The sequence below is a fragment of the Paraburkholderia sp. CI2 genome (assembly GCF_014201055.1).
Taxonomy (GTDB): domain Bacteria; phylum Pseudomonadota; class Gammaproteobacteria; order Burkholderiales; family Burkholderiaceae; genus Paraburkholderia; species Paraburkholderia tuberum.
In genome coordinates this window covers 386,717-401,149 of record NZ_JACHDL010000001.1, presented here as the reverse complement: position 1 = coordinate 401,149, position 14,433 = coordinate 386,717, and the positions used below count along the sequence as shown (strand labels likewise).

General features: G+C 63.4%; 16 protein-coding genes. 10 read left to right on the top strand and 6 right to left on the bottom strand.

The window, feature by feature from the left end; genetic code table 11:
- Positions 1-45: 45 nt before the first annotated feature.
- From HDG32_RS01875 to HDG32_RS01865, 3 genes are all read right to left on the bottom strand, one after another.
- A complete protein-coding gene (locus HDG32_RS01875; protein WP_184062760.1) occupies positions 46-834 on the bottom strand; it encodes a CDP-diacylglycerol diphosphatase in 789 nt (262 codons plus the stop codon).
- Positions 835-937: 103 nt separating this feature from the next.
- A complete protein-coding gene (iaaH, locus tag HDG32_RS01870) occupies positions 938-2,392 on the bottom strand; it encodes an indoleacetamide hydrolase (protein WP_184062758.1) in 1,455 nt (484 codons plus the stop codon).
- A 203-nt stretch (positions 2,393-2,595) separates the two neighbouring features.
- The gene (locus tag HDG32_RS01865) at positions 2,596-2,811 is read right to left on the bottom strand and encodes a transcriptional regulator (RefSeq protein ID WP_184062756.1); all 216 of its coding nucleotides are present in this window, start codon (positions 2,809-2,811) and stop codon (positions 2,596-2,598) included.
- A gap of 755 nt (positions 2,812-3,566) precedes the next feature.
- Between HDG32_RS01865 and HDG32_RS01860 the strand changes: the two genes are divergently transcribed.
- Positions 3,567-4,280 (top strand): J domain-containing protein, encoded by a 714-nt coding sequence (locus HDG32_RS01860; RefSeq protein ID WP_184062754.1) that lies wholly within the window; start codon positions 3,567-3,569, stop codon positions 4,278-4,280.
- Between the two features lie 283 nt (positions 4,281-4,563).
- Positions 4,564-5,184 carry an arsenate reductase ArsC gene (locus tag HDG32_RS01855; RefSeq protein WP_184062752.1) on the top strand — a complete coding sequence of 207 codons (621 nt, stop codon included), beginning with the start codon at positions 4,564-4,566 and terminating at the stop codon, positions 5,182-5,184.
- On the opposite strand, the gene HDG32_RS01850 is transcribed toward HDG32_RS01855, so the two are convergent.
- On the bottom strand, positions 5,181-5,507 hold the full coding sequence (locus HDG32_RS01850; RefSeq protein WP_184062750.1) for an H-NS family nucleoid-associated regulatory protein: 327 nt from the start codon (positions 5,505-5,507) through the stop codon (positions 5,181-5,183). The genes HDG32_RS01855 and HDG32_RS01850 overlap by 4 nt on opposite strands.
- A gap of 788 nt (positions 5,508-6,295) precedes the next feature.
- Here HDG32_RS01850 and HDG32_RS01845 point away from each other — a divergent pair.
- Complete coding sequence (locus HDG32_RS01845) at positions 6,296-6,604, top strand: hypothetical protein (protein ID WP_184062748.1); 309 nt, start codon at positions 6,296-6,298, stop codon at positions 6,602-6,604.
- A 118-nt stretch (positions 6,605-6,722) separates the two neighbouring features.
- Here HDG32_RS01845 and HDG32_RS01840 read toward each other — a convergent pair whose 3' ends face one another.
- Positions 6,723-6,998, bottom strand: a complete 276-nt coding sequence (locus HDG32_RS01840; protein WP_184031549.1) for a hypothetical protein — start codon at positions 6,996-6,998, stop codon at positions 6,723-6,725.
- A gap of 941 nt (positions 6,999-7,939) precedes the next feature.
- On the opposite strand from HDG32_RS01840, the gene HDG32_RS01835 reads away from it, so the two are divergent.
- The 5 genes from HDG32_RS01835 to HDG32_RS01815 all read left to right on the top strand — a co-directional run bounded on the left by HDG32_RS01835 (position 7,940) and on the right by HDG32_RS01815 (position 11,979).
- Positions 7,940-8,557 (top strand): copper-binding protein, encoded by a 618-nt coding sequence (locus HDG32_RS01835; protein WP_184062746.1) that lies wholly within the window; start codon positions 7,940-7,942, stop codon positions 8,555-8,557.
- A 144-nt stretch (positions 8,558-8,701) separates the two neighbouring features.
- Positions 8,702-8,935 carry a hypothetical protein gene (locus tag HDG32_RS01830; RefSeq protein WP_184062744.1) on the top strand — a complete coding sequence of 78 codons (234 nt, stop codon included), beginning with the start codon at positions 8,702-8,704 and terminating at the stop codon, positions 8,933-8,935.
- Between the two features lie 162 nt (positions 8,936-9,097).
- On the top strand, positions 9,098-9,850 hold the full coding sequence (locus HDG32_RS01825) for an SDR family NAD(P)-dependent oxidoreductase (RefSeq protein WP_090810144.1): 753 nt from the start codon (positions 9,098-9,100) through the stop codon (positions 9,848-9,850).
- A 110-nt stretch (positions 9,851-9,960) separates the two neighbouring features.
- Positions 9,961-11,139, top strand: coding sequence for an L-rhamnonate dehydratase (gene rhmD, locus HDG32_RS01820; RefSeq protein ID WP_184062742.1), 1,179 nt, complete (start codon positions 9,961-9,963; stop codon positions 11,137-11,139).
- A 57-nt stretch (positions 11,140-11,196) separates the two neighbouring features.
- On the top strand, positions 11,197-11,979 hold the full coding sequence (locus HDG32_RS01815) for an SDR family NAD(P)-dependent oxidoreductase (protein WP_184062740.1): 783 nt from the start codon (positions 11,197-11,199) through the stop codon (positions 11,977-11,979).
- 19 nt (positions 11,980-11,998) lie between these two features.
- Here HDG32_RS01815 and HDG32_RS01810 read toward each other — a convergent pair whose 3' ends face one another.
- Entirely contained in the window at positions 11,999-12,994 is a 996-nt protein-coding gene (locus HDG32_RS01810; protein ID WP_184054564.1) for a LysR family transcriptional regulator, read from the bottom strand.
- A gap of 121 nt (positions 12,995-13,115) precedes the next feature.
- On the opposite strand from HDG32_RS01810, the gene rhaM reads away from it, so the two are divergent.
- Positions 13,116-13,433, top strand: coding sequence for an L-rhamnose mutarotase (rhaM, locus tag HDG32_RS01805; RefSeq protein ID WP_184062738.1), 318 nt, complete (start codon positions 13,116-13,118; stop codon positions 13,431-13,433).
- A gap of 74 nt (positions 13,434-13,507) precedes the next feature.
- Positions 13,508-14,401 (top strand): amidohydrolase, encoded by an 894-nt coding sequence (locus HDG32_RS01800; RefSeq protein ID WP_184062736.1) that lies wholly within the window; start codon positions 13,508-13,510, stop codon positions 14,399-14,401.
- Positions 14,402-14,433: the final 32 nt, after the last annotated feature.

Genomic DNA, 14,433 nt, shown 5'->3' with positions numbered 1-14,433 from the left:
CAATCGTGGAAAAGCGGGCGCGAATTCTGCGTGTTCGGCAAACGCTCAATGATCGTCCGCGAAGCGGCACGCGTGATCGAGCAGCCCTTCGGCCGTGCCGCTGCCGCCTTCGATGTCGATACCGCTGTTGACGATCAGCCAGCCATCCCGAGCCGCGGACGGTCCCGCGCCGGTAACCAGGATGGTTTGCGTGGCCATCGTCGCCGGATCAGGATTGTCGCGGGCGACGATCCGGAACGGGTTGTCGGCGCCGCTCAGCGAGTTCACCCGCATGATCCTGTAGCGCTCGCCATCGAGCGTCTCCCAACGCCACTCGCCGGGCGTGTCGTGAGCGTGATCGGCGAGCGCGGCGCTGACTTCACGCCGCATGCAGTCGATGTGGATATGCAGCTGGTTTTGCGAGCGACGAGATTCGGAGTTGATTTCGAGGCCGAGCTGATCGTCGGACAACTCGCGTTTGACCGCTTGCTGCACGTAATGACGCGAATCCCACGCGTCACGCCAGTAGTCCTTCGCATCGGGCGCGAGGATCAGCGGACTTTCGATGCCGGTGATGCGATCGGTCGGCATCAGCAGAAACTGCGAGCGGCCGAGAATGTCCTTCAGGACGACGTAGCGTTTGTCGAGATCGACGACCGTGCATTGACCCGGTGTGCCCGTGGCCTGCTGCGACGGCACGCAGCGGATGTCGACGATCTTCCACAGCGCGTTGGAATCGACCGTCGCGAGGCGCGCGCAGGCGCTGGCGGCGAAAGCGACCGCGAGCACGGCGCTCAAGTGAACGACGCGGCGTACGAGGCCGCGAAATGAGAGGGCGGTGGCGGGGGTCGTCATCGTCGCTTAAGAGGAGGTTCGGGCGGGCAAAGCGTCGGAATGCGGGCTGCAACGCGCAGGCATTAAAGCACAAACCTGATGGCGCGCACGTGAAACACGGGCTTCAAAGCACCGGCGCGGGCAACGTTCCCAGTACCTGTTCGAACGCGACACCGATGGCCAGCAGGCGCCTGTCCGAGCCGAGCGGCCCATCGAGTTCGAGGCCGACCGGCAGCCCGCTCGCGCTGATACCCGCCGGCAGCGACAGCCCCGGAATGCCGGATGTGCCGGCCGGGTCGGTATTACGCAGGAACGCTTCCATCGTATCGATTGGTGGACCGCCGTCGATCGTGACCGTCGACGAGCCGTTCAGATCGTCGATCGGTACCGCGACGAGCCGCGTCGTCGGAAACAGCAACGCGTCGAGACCGGCATTCGCGAACGTCGCGGCGACGTAGTTCCGCAGCCGTGGTCGCCAGTAGTTGAGCGCCGCCGAGTAGTGCGAGCCGAGCACGTCGGCGAGCACGTCGTCGTAGATCGCGCGCACATCCGGGCTCGCGATGCGCACGGCCAGTGCGGCGACGGTTTGCACCGGCGCTCGATTCGCGACCAACCACGCGAGCACGTCGTCGCGCGCTTCGTGAATGGCGAGCGGACCGCCGACCATCCCGTTCAGATACTCCAGCTCATGCATCGCGACCGGCACGAACGTGACGCCCGCCGCTTCGAGCTTTTGCAGTGCGGCGCGCGCGACGTCCTCGACCTGTCGCTCGAGAGCATCCCACAGCGGCGCGGGCAAGCCGATGCGCAAGCCGTCGAGCGCAATCGCAGGCAACGCGCCGTCGCCGGTGATCACGCCGTCGAGCAGCGCCAGGTCGGCGACGCTGCGTGCCATCGGCCCGACGGTATCGCGCGTATGGCTGATCGGCACCACCGCGTTGGGGTCGTGATAGCGCCGCTCGGCACCGCCATTGCCGACCGATGGACGCAAGCCCGCGGTGCCGGTCAGCGCGGCCGGGATGCGGGTCGAGCCGCCGGTGTCGGTGCCGAGTCCGGCGGGCGCGATGCGCGCGGCGATCGCCACCGCGGTGCCGCCCGACGAGCCGCCCGGTATCAGCGACGGATCGTACGGATTGCGCACCGGCCCCGCGTGCGCGGACAGGTTGGTACTCGTGATGCCGAACGCGAGTTCGTGCATGTTGGCCTTGCCGAGCACGATCGCGCCCGCGTCGACGAGGCGTTGCACCGATGGGGCGTTGGTGTTCGGCACGAAGCCCGCGAGCGCGGGCGTGCCGGCCGTCGTCGGTAGACCTGCGGTGTTGATGTTGTCCTTGACGACGATCGGCAAACCGGCGAGCGGCAGACGTGCCCGCTCAGCCGGCGGCAATGCGTCGATGCGCTGCGCCGCCGCGAGCGCGCCGTGGAAGTCGAGCGTGGTGAGCGCATTCAGGTGCGTGAGCGCGGCGGCGCGCGCGAGCAGGGTGGCGACGTAGTCGACGGCTTTGAGGCGGCCCGATTGCAGCGCCTCGACCGCTTGTGTCGCGCTGAGCGCGAGCTGTGCGTCGACGGTCCATGTCATGACCGGCGTCTCCGTATCGATGGGTGCGTCGCGGGCGGCGCGAGTTTCGACTGCATCCGTCGAAGTAGCGGACAGCTCACACGGGCAGACAGCGAACGCAAGGGTTCACCTATTCTGGCACATCCGCCTCAAACCCGATGCCGGGCGATGCGCAACGCGTGTCGTGCTCGCTGTCATCGACATCGATGCGCTCCGGGATCGCCTTATTGGTGATTATCGATCCACATACGCCCCCAGTCCGACGCGTAGGCGAGCGCATGCTCTTCGTCGAAGAAGTAGTCGAGCGCGTCGAACGAATAAGCCTTGCGCGTATTCTCGTCGCGCTGCTCGATCGTCAGATTGGCGGCGAATAATCCGTTGGGGAGCGGTTGCGTTGCCGCTTCGACCTCGTAGCCCTTGTAGCGGATGTGTGAGTTCATGATCTTGACTTGTCTGTGTGCCCGCGAATGTCGTGCGGAATACCAATGCGTGTGGCGCGGCCCTGTCGTTGCCATAGGTGAGTGAAGCGGCGGGCAGGTCAAGCGTAGGGCGCGCTGCGCAGCGGTTGAACCAATCTTTCGTCGAAAGCAGATCAGCGCGGGGCCGGAGTGGTAATCAGAAGCCCGGATTGGATCGAAGTCGCTGTGTCCGGTGACTCTATTCGCGTGGAGGCACGGTGTCTGTTATGTGGCGCACGGTCGCTCGGCGCAAAGCGTGGCGCCGCGCGCGATTGCGGCGGCGTCACGGTGCCCGGGGAGTATTCAGACCGCGTGCAGGACGCGCGCGGGACGACCGTCAGCGGCGATGGAGGTGGCGGGGCTCGGTGCGCAGGCCAGGCTCGCAGTCGCATGGCTCGCAGTCGCATGGCTCGCAGTCGCATGGCTCGACGCGGCGGGCGCTTTGCAATGCACGTGAGCGCGCGGCCGATAAGCATATGGCGAACCGTTGGTTGGGCGCGTGCGGGTCTGACGGTAAGATGGGCTCATCTCCTCCATGACATCTCCTTAGACATGGGACTCGGTCTCGCTACGCAAGTGGTGGGGCCTTTTTTTCGTGGGCCGTTGGAGGACGATCTGCCGCCGTGCCATCGCGGCAATGCCGGCATGCGCGTGCCTGCGTGGAGGCCGGGTCACGATGACGCCGCTTTTAGCATGCTACGATGCCCGCAGTGATTTTTCGCGAGATCGAGTCCAGCATGGCAACCCTGTATGAGACGCTCGGCGTGCCCGCGCACGCCACCGACGACGAAATCAAGCGGGCCTACCGGAAAGCCGCGATGAAGTGGCATCCGGACCGCAACCACGGTGCCGAGGACGTGGCGCGCGCGGCGTTCCAGGAAATCAGGGACGCGTACGCGATCCTGTCCGATGCCGAGCAGCGCAACGTCTACGACGCGGTCTACACCGAGCAGATGCGCGAGTGGGAGGCGCAGCACACGCGTCGGCAACGCGCGCAGGCGAAGCGCGAGGCAGCGGCGCGTGCGGCCGACGAAGCCGCGTATGCCGAGATGGTGTCGATCGCGATCCGCTTCGCCGACCAGGGCCACAATCGCGACGTGCTGTTCGGCGTGCTGCTCGGGCGGCAATGCGAACCGCAGCGCGCCGCGCAGATCGCCGACAGCGTCGCGGCGTTGCAGGCCGCGCGCCGCGACGAGGCGGACGCCGCGCAAAACGCCCAGCGCGCGGGAAAGACCGCGAAGAGCGCGCAAGCGGCGCAAGCCGAGGCGTCCGAGCCCGAACTGGCGGACCGCGCGCAAGACACCGGCGCGGCCTCGCAAACCGCCCCTCACCACACGCAGCCTTCCAGAAGCGAGAACCATGCGAAGCGCGACGAAACCGTCAGCGACATGCATCCGGCCGGCGCGCTCGGCAACCTGTGGTTTCAGTTCCTCAACAGCCTGAAGTTCTGACCCGCCGCCGACGGCGACCGGGCCAGGCCCATCGTGCCGGACCGGCGGGCCGGCGGCAGCGTCGGTTGATCTGGCAAATATTGACAGGGTGCTGAAACAGTGGGCCGGACACTGGTACACTGCCCATCGTTCGCAAAGTTGTGCTCTGTGCCCGTGAGTCGAGATACCTGGTGCGAATCCCGAGGCGCAAATAATAAAGATGCCGTAGTGTCACGGGGGCGCAAGACTGGAGCGGCACAATTCCGCCCAGAGGCCAATAAAAAAACATCGGTACGGGGTAAGCGTGTCCAGAAAATATAAGGTGTTGTTTCTCTGCCGCGATAATTCGATCCGCAGCATCATTGCCGAAGCTTTACTGCGCGAACTGGCGGGGCACCGGTTCGACGCGTTCAGCGCGGGCCCTGAACCGGCCGCGCGCCTTCATCCACTCGCGGTCGCGCAATTGCGGCCCGGCATTTCCGGGCGCGCGGTGCTGAGCCCTAAAAGCTGGCTCGAATTCACCGGCGAATGGGCGCCGCGCATGGATATCGTGATCGCGCTCGACGAATTCGTCGGCGGACTGCACGCGCCGGTATTTCCCGGTGCACCGGCGTTCGTCTATTGGACCATTACCGATCCGCTCGCGGGCGGCCACGGGTCCGCTGACGAGCAGGCCTGTCTTTTCGACAAGACCTTCTGGCAGATCGTCCGGCAGGTCAGCGCGCTTATCGAGCTGCCGCAATATGCGCAGCCTGCCTCGAATCACGCGAATCTCGTCGATGCGGCGAATGCCGTCAATGCGGGGAATACGGTGAATGCCGTAAATGTGGCAAGCGGTGGCGCAAAACCGGTGCGTGGCACGGCGGTTCGTTTCGAAGCCGCAGCCATTGTGCCCGCGCCTTCGAGCGCGGCGGCCTGCACCTAGCGGTTATTCGGGCGCCCGAGCCGCGTGCCGGCGAACGGGTCATTCGACCAGTCCACCTGTTTTTTCGGTTGGGGCGCGGGCGCCGGTTTTGCGGCCAATTCGAAATGCTCAATGCTCTGGCCGGCACTAATAGCCTGCCTCAACCATTGCGGCATTTCGCCGTTGCCGTCCCAGCTGTCTCCGGTCGCATTGCGATAGCGCTCAGCCTTTTTGGCCAATGACTCGGTCGCCAGCGCTGCGGCAAGGTCTTCTGGTCTGATACCAAACTCTTCCATACGATGGCGGAGATACGCAATCATGCTATCTCGCTTCCTTTCGTCCATAGGATATTCGTCCTTCTAAAACGTGCAGCGTGCTGTCGAAGACAGATTGCGGGGAAAAAGCTGCGAAGCATCGAGCCCGACTGAATGGGGCCGCTCCGCGGTGGGGTTGTCGATTGACGGAAATGCCATGTGCCGGGTTAAAAAACGTTGCTCCCTGAATTGCAATACGGCCTCGGACAAAGACGGCCGCTGGAACAACCGACCCTCGAACCGAGAGTCTCGATCAGCAAATATTTCAGCATGTCGCAACGCGACGAACGAGGCCGGTAAGCCTGACGTTCGCTATGAAAAACTCTGTGTCTCGATGCAATGATTGCGAATGGATGGAGTCATTCCACGCTGTCCGTCTTTCACCGGACTTTCGTCGATGTGCGGGTTCGCTTTTTGTGCGTTGTAGCAACATGATAGCGCAATGCGCGAGCAAAGCACGCTTAGTTCACGTTGAATTTGTCGGTGAACGCGGTTTATCGAACGGTGTGGACGATTGGCGACACTGCTGGAAGCTCCTGGGATTGAATTCCGGTGTGCGCGAACTATAAAAGAAGGACGACAAGCTGCGAATGCAGACTTACAGCCGCCTTGTGCGCGCCGATTCCGCCGACGCTCGGGAACGCGTCGAGTATCGGTTGCAAGCGCGGTAATTCTTCATCTGTTTAGTTCGGTGACCCGTCGCAGCAGTAGCGCATTGGCATCGACCCGTTCCTCGGCCCGATTGGGCAGGTTGGCTGTTCGCGGATCAATTCTTGTGGAGGACGAACACTGCTGCGCCGGATTCGAGGAGTCCGGAAATGAGAGTACGTATATTGATGATTGCCGCGACCGCCGTTCTGTTTCTCGCGCCGAGAACGGCCATCGCGGAGGAGTGGAGCGGCCAGGCGGACCACGCCGTGTCGGGTCGCGCGATGATGGAGCACGATGCGGACGAATCGGCGCAGGCGACGACCGACATGTCGTTCGGTCAGAACTGGGACCCACGAGAGCAGGGCATACGCAACGCGTCGTATGGTGGTGTTCCGGCGGGCGAGTCGCAAGCGGGAGGCCGGCGCAGCCAGTCATGCTCGTTCAGCACGGAGTGCAAGACTTATTTCGGTCAATGACCAGAGTTCGCGAGCGGCAGCGGGGCGCCAGGAACGACCCCGGATCGCGAGGCAACGAACAGGTGCCGAGCGCTGCCGCCGCCGCCTTTCACGCGCTTGATCGCAAGCGCATGCCATTTCACGCGAATGCCAATTCCCGCTGGGCGTCAGCGCAGCGCTCGCCGAGGCGAGCGACGATATCGTCGACGCCGCGCGCCGCGTCGTTTTCCGCCGCTTCGTAGTAGCCGCGGAACTCCTCGAGCAGAGCGCGCCATGACCCATGCCAGCGCGTTTCTCTTAGACAGGCGCCGGACGAATCGGCAATACGCAACACGCCGTTGTCCGGATAGAACGTCAGCGTGACGAGGAGGCCGTCGATGACGCAGGCGGCGGTGCAGGGGCGAGTCGTGACCATGTGTGGTGTCCTTTCGATAAACCAATGTGTGTGCGTTAGACGGTGACGCGAGCGTTAGCGAACGCTGTGCCTGTGATGCCCACATGACTATGGCCATCGGCTCGGGCGTCCTTATTCGTTGCCTTGACGGCAAAATTCGCTCGATCAAAAGCCGTGTTCGCAGTATTCCAATGATTGACGACAATTTTTTGTATTCGTCGCGCAGCGATGCGTAATCGCTTCAGTATCATCCATTAAGGGTTTGTGCGGAGTCGTTCGGCGATTGCCAATCTGCCGCGCGCCTACCGCTTTTCAATGCATATCGAATGCGCCGATTCGACTGTTGTCAGGCAACCGGACAGAGTCAGAGCGAGGACGGCGTCGCCGGGCATCTGAACTCAGCGAATTGCAGCGATCATATTTTTATCGCAAATGAATCGCCCATCGTCATAAAAGATTTGACGCGGCAAACCCGATTAATCGGGAATGGCGATGCGCCACTTTTCTTGCCATTCCTTTGCGCGTTTGCTAGCATCTCCGAAACCGTTTTAAATAGTCATAACGTTCGGCAATTTCCGGACCCGCTCACGTTGGGTCGCCCGGTAGTCCATCTCGTTGCGAGGAATATGTTATGGCTAGCTCTCTACCCCTCCGCTGACGCTCGCGGGAACGCATGTGCAAAGCCGCGCGGCTCCTTGCGCAAGCTCATCCGCCACGACTCCGCATACCGATTGCATCGCATGGAGAAGCACGCGCTTTTCGCGATCAGCTCTCCAGGACAAATCGACGCATTAGAAAGGAACCGCCATTGGTTTCAAAAAGCGTAACCCCGTCCGATAAAAGCGATTAATAGTCCGTTTTTCTTTTTATTCGAAGCGACTGCACTTGCCGCTGCTAAGCGTAGTACGCGATCTGCGACAAAACATTTGCCGTAACATCGAGGCAATCAAAAGGAGCATTTCATGGCTTGTAATTCAACGGACTCCGGGCTCATGCGGGTGAAGGCGATCGCGGTTGCGTTGGTGGTTTGCGTCGCGGCGGCGGGTCCGGCGCTGGCACAGGACAACGCGGCCGCGTCCGCGCCGGAACAGCGGGCAATTGGCGCCGCCGCGCTGCTGCACGTTCAGGCGCGCGTCGTTGCGATCGATCCCGCGACGAACAGCGTGACGCTGCGCGGCCCGCAAGGCGGCGAGGAAACTTTCGACGTGAATCCGCAAGCCGCCGACGTCAGCAAGCTGCATGTCGGCGACGTCGTGACGATTGCGTACAAGAGGGCGGTGCTGGTCGGCGTCGACAAACTCGCGCCGAACGGAATCCGCCAGCGCATCGATACCGAAGTCACACAGCCTGCGGCGAACGGTGTCGTTGCATCGGCGCGGCGCGTCGAGGTCGTCGCGACGGTGCGCAAGATCGATCGCAAGAAGCGCACGATCACGCTGCGCGGGCCGTCGCGCACGGAAACGCTCGACGTGGCGCCGGACATTACGCTCGACAAACTGAAGGTCGGCGATTCGGTGCGCGCGGTATTCGTCTCGGCCATCGCGGCGTCGGTGTCGCGCAATGGCGCGGACGTCAAATAACGGCGATCGAGAAGGCTTAAATAAACTACGCTGAAGCGTATCGAGGTGCACGGCGTCGAACCGCAACCGGCGGTTCGACGTCGCGCCGGCCATTGCGGCTCAGGTTTCACGATGGTCATCGCGTCGCGCGCGAAGGAGCGGGGAATGGAACAGAGCGAAACGGAAACCACTGCCGAATCGGAGCGCAAACGGCTGGTCCGCAGCAAGATACACGTGGGCTTCGCCGCGCTCGGCACGTTATCGTCGGTGTTCGGGATCGGCATAGCGATCATCGGCGGGATCAACTTCGACCAGACCAAGGTGCTGGTCGGCGTCGGCATCATTGTCGTGTCGACCATTCTGTATGTCTCAATGCTTTTCATCGCTGCCGATGATTAGCCGCTTCGCTTCCCTTTAGCGCTCGCTCCCGCTGCCGATCCACTTTTGCTATCGCCCCCGCGAATAGTCGAATTGTTGGCGCATCGCACCGCCCGTATATTGACTGCAGCGATATACAACAACTCGATGGCACGCCGCACGGCGGCCTACAGGAGCACAGCAATGAATCGGATCGATCTGGAGGGGCGCACGGTCGTCATCACCGGCGGCGCGCGTGGCATCGGCTACGCGGTCGCGCAGCGGGCGTTGCGCTCGGGCGCGTCGGTCGCGTTGTGGGACGTCGATAGCGAACGGCTCGCGCGCAGCCAGCGCGAGCTGAGCGAACTCGGCAAGGTCAGCGCCATCACGGTCGAGCTGACCGACGACGCCGCGGTTCAGCAGGCCACCGCGCAAACGGTCGCCGGGCACGGCTCGATCGACGTGCTGATCAACTGCGCGGGCATCACCGGCGGCAACGGCACGACCTGGGAGCTTGCGCCCGACATGTGGCGCCGCGTGATCGACGTGAATCTGATCGGTCCGTACCTGACCTGCCGCGCGGTCGTGCCGCAGATGCTGAAGCAGGGCTACGGCCGCATCGTCAATATCGCGTCGGTGGCGGGCAAGGAGGGCAATCCGAATGCTTCGCACTACAGCGCATCGAAAGCGGGGTTGATCGGGCTCACCAAGTCGCTCGGCAAGGAACTCGCGACCAGAAACATCCTCGTCAATGCGGTCACGCCGGCCGCGGCCAAGACCGAAATCTTCGATTCGATGTCGCAGCAGCACATCGACTACATGCTGTCGAAGATTCCGATGAACCGTTTCCTGCTGCCGGAAGAAGCGGCGTCGCTGATCCTGTGGCTGTCTTCCGAAGACTGCGCGTTCAGCACCGGCTCGGTATTCGACCTGTCGGGCGGCCGCGCCACCTATTGAGCGCGCTGCTCGCGCATTGCTCACGCAGTGCTCACATCCCGCAGCGTATTGCACACGCGTCGAACGCGCGTTGTCGAGCCGCTTCGACGCCTCTCTCCCGGAGCCCTTTCATGGCCATGCCTACCATCCGGCACGTGCGTGCCTTCATCGTTCGCGGCGGCGGCGCGGACTATCACGACCAGGCCGGCGGACACTGGATCGACGATCACATCGCGACGCCGATGGCGCGTTATCCCGAGTACCGCCAGAGCCGTCAGTCGTTCGGCATCAATGTGCTCGGCACGCTGGTCGTCGAGATCGAAGCGAGCGACGGCACCGTGGGCTTCGCGGTGACGACCGGCGGCGAGATCGGCGCGTTCATCGTCGAGAAGCATCTCGCGCGTTTTCTCGAAGGGCAGCTGGTGACCGACATCGAGAAGATGTGGGATCAGATGTACTTCGCGACGCTGTACTACGGGCGCAAGGGCGTCGTGCTGAACACGATTTCCGGTGTCGATCTCGCGCTGTGGGATCTGCTCGCGAAGGTTCGCAAGGAGCCCGTGTATCAGCTATTGGGCGGCCCGGTGCGCGACGAGCTGGTGTTCTATGCGACCGGCGCGCGGCCCGATCTCGCGAAGGAGATGGGCTTCATCGGCGGCAAGCTGCCGTTGCAGCATGGTCCCGCGGAAGGCGAAGACGGACTCAGGCAAAACCTCGACAAGCTCGCCGACATGCGCTCGCGCGTCGGCGACGACTTCTGGCTGATGTACGACTGCTGGATGAGCCTCGACGTGCGCTACGCGACGTGGCTCGCACAAGGCGCGCACGAATACGGCCTCAAATGGGTCGAGGAATGTCTTCCTCCCGACGATTACTGGGGTTACGCCGAACTGCGCCGCAACGTGCCACGCGGCATGATGGTGTCGACCGGCGAGCACGAGGCGACGCGCTGGGGCTTCCGGATGCTGCTGGAGATGCAGTGCTGCGATCTGATCCAGCCCGACGTCGGCTGGTGCGGCGGCATCACCGAGCTGATCAAGATTTCCGCGCTCGCCGATGCGCACAACGTGATGGTGGTGCCGCATGGGTCGTCGGTGTACAGCTATCACTTCGTCGTCACGCGCCATAACTCGCCGTTCTCCGAGTTTCTGATGATGGCGCCGAAAGCCGACGAAGTCGTGCCGATGTTCAACCCGCTCCTGCTCGACGAGCCGGTGCCGGTGAACGGGCGCATGAAGGTGCCGGACACGCCGGGCTTTGGCGTGCGGCTCAATCCGGAATGCGCGCTGGTGCGGCCTTATCAGCATTGAACGTGTCGAACGTTTTGAACCTGTGCCGAACGGCGAACCGCCGCAAAGGAGACTAAGGTGCTGCTCAAGGACAAAGTCGTGATCGTCACCGGCGGCTCGCGCGGCATCGGACGCGCGATCGCGGTGGCCTGCGCGCGCGAAGGCGCGGACGTGGCGATCAACTACTGGGGCGACAACGACGCATCGTATGGCCGGCGCTCGGCGGTCGAGGAAGTCGTCGGTGAAATCGAGGCGTTGGGGCGGCGCGTGATCGCGGTGGAAGGCAACGTCGCGGCGCGCGACACCGGCCAGGAGCTGGTGCGACGGACGGTCGACGCGTTCGGCAAGCTCGACGTGCTCGCGAGCAATGCCGGCATCTGCCCGTTTCACGCTTTTCTCGACATGCCGGCGGACGTGCTCGAATCGACGGTCGCGGTCAATCTGAACGGCGCGTTCTTCGTCACACAGGCTGCCGCGCAGCAGATGAAAAAGCAGGGCACCGGCGGCGCGATCGTCGCGACGAGTTCGATCAGCGCGTTGGTGGGCGGCGGCATGCAAACGCATTACACGCCGACCAAGGCCGGCGTGCATTCGCTGATGCAGTCGTGCGCGATCGCGTTGGGGCCGTTCGGCATCCGCTGCAACTCTGTCATGCCGGGCACGATCGCGACCGATCTGAACGCCGAAGATCTCGCCGACGAAGCGAAGAAGGCCTACTTCGAAAAGCGCATTCCGCTCGGCCGCCTCGGGCGTCCCGACGACGTCGCCGATTGCGTCGTGTTTCTCGCGTCGGACCGCGCGCGCTATGTGACGGGCGCCGCGCTGCTCGTCGACGGCGGCCTGTTCGTGAACCTGCAATAAGCGACGCGCGATGCGGGCGTCAATTGACCGTGACGGGCGTAGTCGGCGTGCCGGGTGCGGCGGCCGGATCGTCGCGCGCGAGGTCGCGCGAGAAGCCGCGCAGCAGTTCGATGAAGCGCAGCGCCGGCTCGGCGAGCTGCTCTTCCTTGCGCGTGAGAATGCCGAAACCCGCGAGACTCTTGCCGATTTCGAGTGGCAGCGCGACCAGCAGCCCGCCGCGCACATGATCGCGCACGACCGACTCCGGCAGCATCGCGACCGCATCGTAATTCTCGAGCAATTGCAGCGTCGCGAAGATCGACGCGCATTCGGTCAGATTGACTGGCGTGGCGAGCCCGGCACGCGCGAGTTCTTCCTCGAACAGCACGCGCGCCGGACTCGTGACCGGTTGCGCAACCCACGGCCACGCGACCAGTTCGCGCAACGTGATGCGCGTGCGCCGCGCGAGCGGATGCACGGCGCGAACGACGAGCAGCAGCGTTTCGCGCGCGAGCGGCTCGAAGCTGAAGTCGTTGTGCTGCAGAGGGTTGGTCAGGCGCCCCAGCGCGAGATCGACCTCGCGCCGATGCAGCAATTGCACGACCTGATCGCTTGTTTCACCGAGGATGCGCACGCTGAGCAGCGGGCTTTCGGTCTTCAGCGCGGCGACCGACATCGCCAGCAGATCGGGCGCGGCGCCCATGATCGCGCCGACGGTCAACTGGCCGTGACCGCCGCGGCGTTTGACATCGAGGTCTTCGGCGAAGCGTGTGAGCTCGGCAAGCGCACGGCGCGCGTAAGCGAGCGTGACGACGCCGAGCGGCGTCGGCGTCATACCGCGCGCGTTGCGCTCGAACAGCAGGAAGCCGAACGCTTCCTCGATGTCGCCGAGCATGCGGCTCGCGCTCGGTTGCGCGACGTTGACGGCCTCGGCGGCCTGATGCAGGTTGCGGGTGTCGTCGAGTGCGACGAGCAGGGCGAGATGCTTGAACTTGAGACGATTGACGAGTGCGACGGCGGCTGAATGTTGGCTCATGGTGCCAGTAGGAGTGCCCGTGCGATTCGGTTTGTGGATCGACCAATCCCAACAACGGATTGAGAGGCTATCGATGCAGGAATTATAGTCGTTCGAAGAGGTCGACAGGAGACAGGCCGCAATGGAGACAATCGCTTTCCGGATGGTGCTGAACCCCGGCATGCGCGAAGAATACGAACGGCGTCATACGCAGATCTGGCCCGAGCTCGTTGACGCGCTGCACAACGCCGGCGTGCGCGACTACCGGATTTTCTTCGACCCCGACACGCATCATCTTTTCGCGGTGCTCTCGCGCACCAGCGATCACACGATGGACCAGTTGCCGCAACTCGACGTGATGCGCAAATGGTGGGATTACATGGCCGACATCATGCAGACCGGGCCCGATCATACGCCGCTGTCGCAGACGCTCGAGCCGGTCTTTCATCTCAGTCATTGAGTCGCGCTGAACGCAGCTGAACCCCGCAACGACGCACGAACCTCGAAACGCTTTTCACCGGACGAAGGTGCCGCATGCAGGTTGTCGATTCGCATATCCATCTGTGGGATCTGAAGACGCATCGCTATCCGTGGCTGGAGAATCCGGGCGTGTCGTTCGTCGGCGATGCGCGCGATCTGACGCACGACTATCTGCTCGACGATCTGCTCGGTGAAGCGGGCGACGTCGACGTGCTGAAGCTCGTGCACGTCGAAGCGAATCACGATCCGGCCGATCCCGTCGAGGAAACGCGCTGGTTGCAGTCGATCGCGGATCGCGACGCCTCGCGCGGCATGCCGAATGCGATCGTCGCCGCCGTGGACCTGTCCGCGCAAAATGCGCCCGCGTTGCTCGAAGCGCATGCGTCGTTCGCGAATACGCGCGGCATCCGGCAGATTCTCAACGTGCACGACAACAAACTGTTCGATTACGTCGGCCGTCATTACATGCGCGAGCCGCGGTGGCGCGAGCATTTCGCGTTGCTGCGCCGTTACGACCTGTCGTTCGATCTGCAGCTGTATCCGTCGCAAATGGAAGAGGCGGCCGCCTTGGCGCGTGCGCATGCGGACACGCTTCTGGTCGTCAATCATGCGGGCATGTTCGTCGATCGTAATAGCGTGGCCGGTTACCGCGCGTGGCGCGAAGGCATGCGCGTGCTCGCGGCGTGTCCGAACGTCGCGGTGAAGATCAGCGGGCTCGCGATGTTCGATCATCACTGGACCGTCGAAAGCCTGCGGCCTTATGTGCTCGAAACGATCGATACGTTCGGCGTCGAACGCGCGATGTTCGCGTCGAATTTTCCGGTCGACCGGCTGTTTGGTTCGTATACGGATTTGTGGCGCGCGTATGCGGCGATCGTTGGCGATGCGAGCGAGGCTGAGAAGGACGCGCTGTTTCGGCGCAACGCGGAACGGTACTACCGGATTTGACGCGCGGCGCGTCGAAGAGAAGACAGCCGCAA